The 2,500-nt window shown below is 35.8% G+C and carries 2 protein-coding genes and 1 tRNA gene (1 of these 3 cut by a window edge); 2 read left to right on the top strand and 1 reads right to left on the bottom strand.

What is annotated here, in order from left to right; all coding sequences use genetic code 11:
• Positions 1–11: transfer RNA gene (locus V7137_RS08425), tRNA-Asn, on the top strand (it extends 64 nt beyond the left edge of the window).
• A gap of 394 nt (positions 12–405) precedes the next feature.
• Here V7137_RS08425 and V7137_RS08420 read toward each other — a convergent pair.
• Entirely contained in the window at positions 406–669 is a 264-nt protein-coding gene (locus V7137_RS08420; protein WP_335697675.1) for a hypothetical protein, read from the bottom strand.
• Between the two features lie 270 nt (positions 670–939).
• Between V7137_RS08420 and V7137_RS08415 the strand changes: the two genes are divergently transcribed.
• Positions 940–2,500: Ig-like domain-containing protein (locus V7137_RS08415; RefSeq protein ID WP_335697674.1), on the top strand; the 1,561-nt coding region annotated here is incomplete at its 3' end.

Raw genomic sequence — 2,500 nt, 5'->3', positions numbered from 1 at the left:
CTGCGGAGCCATTTTTTAAATACATACGACAGTCATTTAAAAATATCCACCATTAAAAAAGTAACTACTTTTTAGTGGTGGTTTTTTATTTTGGCAAATAAAAGTTGAGTCTGGAGCGATTTGTAGATAGTTATTACATCGTTTTTGAAACTTACTACATATTTATGAAAGCTTATTACATAATTTTAGGGACTTACAACATATTCGCGTAAATTTACTACCAATTTTTTAAAACTTACGACATTTGATGGATCATAATTGGAAATTAGTGACTGTCACACCCAGGTTCATGGCCATATCCGGAAAAAAAACCACCCTACGCATTGTGGGTGGTTCACGTTCACATCAAAGAATAACATCCTGAACGGTAGAGGGTGCCTAGAGCGTTCAGCTTCCATTTTTATTTTAAGAAAATCCGCCACCGAAAAAAAGCGCCGTGAATAACACGATAATAAGGATTAAGAATATATAACCTATTATGCTAAGAATCGTGACTATCCAACCGATGACCTTTCGATTGGTCCTTATTAAATAAATGCCCAAAACAAGGGGGCCAATGAAGAAACCGAGAATTCCCCAAAGGATAGGACTTTTACCATGCTTACGAGAATCAATAACTAAATAAACGGTGATGATTATATTTAAAGCTACACCCAAAAAACCTTCCAAATTCAACTCCCCTTACTATCTACAAAATTGTATTCTTTAAATAAAATTATACCAGAAAGTTCAAACTTTACAGGAGAATTTTTCCTATGAAATCCAAATCCTAAAGATCTATTAATCTATCTTTTTTCATGTTTCGCAAATAAACCCACTATTACTATAAAGATTGGTATCTTTGTGATTTTGTAAACTAAATTTTGGAAAATAACAAAAGATCCCTATGAATCTATGTTAAAATAAAATAAAAAAAATTCTCTTTTAAGGGGGGATTGGATGAGAAAGTTTGTAGCCTTACTTATTATCTTTCTCTTAACATTTTCGATCACGCTTACAGGACAAAAGAAAGTAAGTGCTGAAACAACCACTAATGAGACGGAAGGTAATGGTACATTAAGTACAGCTAACCTATTGGATTTAAAGTCAGATCCGGTTGCAGAAGTAATTGGTACGATCGACGGTGCTTATGATGAAGATTATTACCGATTCGATTTGGCGTCTCCAGGAAAGGTCAAAATCGATTTAAGCGTCAATCAAATCACGCGGCATAAGGTTTCTCTACTATCGAGTAATGGAACCATAATCGAATCATGGAATACCAAATTCATGGATTCGAATGATCTCGTCACGATGATTGACATCGGTCTGGCCCCGGGGACTTATTATGTAAAAATCTCTTTTTTTAGTAATACGGAATTGGTGAATAAACCTTACACATTAAAGGTGGGCTACACCGAAAGCTCTACTAGTGAACAGGAAATAAACAACACCGTTGATACGGCTAATAACATTAGTCTAAATACGCCAATCATGGCGACAATTAGCGGTTATCACGACGATGATTTTTATCAAATTAATATCCCGAAAGACACGACGCTAACTCTATTAACCACTAGAGCTGCATCTACATATTCTGTAAAGTTCTTTAGTTTGGATTCTTCGGTTAACCAGTCGGTCAATACAGAAGAAGGCGACACTATTACACTAACCAATTTGATGGATGTAAAAGTAAAAGCAGGTACCTATTACATTCAAGTCAAACCTTTAAGTATAGGATCTATAAGGTTTGATCGCTATACATTACAATTAATTGAAAAAGATATCATCCCGCCAGCAGCACCAAAAGTGAACCACCCGCTAACGGATCAAAGCACAACACTATCTGGTACGGCTGAGCCCTATTCGATCATTTACTTAAAAGCGAACGATAAATATAATGATTATAAATATTATTTAGGTACTGTTGATAAGAATGGATCTTTTAAATTTTCCATCGGAAAATTAAGAGGGGGAACGTATGTAAATATTACGGCAAAAGACCGTACTGGTAATGAAAGCCAGGCTACCACGATAAAAGTAAAGGATGTCACCCCGCCAGGAGCACCTTTTGTTAATCAACTAACTTCAAAGTCAACCTATGTAACTGGGAAGACCGAAGCCTATGCAAAGCTTTATATCAAAAAAGGTAGTAAAACTTTAGCTTCTGGTAAAGCTGACGCCCAGGGTAAGTTTAAAATAAAAATTACCCAGCAAAAGCAAAAAACAAATCTGTACGTCTATGCAATTGATTCGTCAGGGAATAAAAGTAAAACAACTACGGTAAAGGTAAAGGATATCACCCCGCCAAGTGCACCTTCTGTTAGTAAGGTGACTACAAGTTCGAGATATATAACGGGGAAAACGGAACCATATGCAAAGATACAAGTAAAAAGAGGTTGTCAATGCATTGCTTCAGGTAAAGCGGACTCTCACGGTAAGTTTAAAATAAAGATTTCTAAGCAAAAACGAAAAGCGAAGCTATATGTCTATGCAACTGACTCGTCAGGGAATAAGAGTA

Origin of the sequence: Neobacillus drentensis (genome assembly GCF_036962765.1) — a bacterium.
GTDB lineage: Bacteria > Bacillota > Bacilli > Bacillales > Cytobacillaceae > Neobacillus > Neobacillus drentensis_C.
This window is presented reverse-complemented; position numbering and strand designations above follow the sequence as displayed.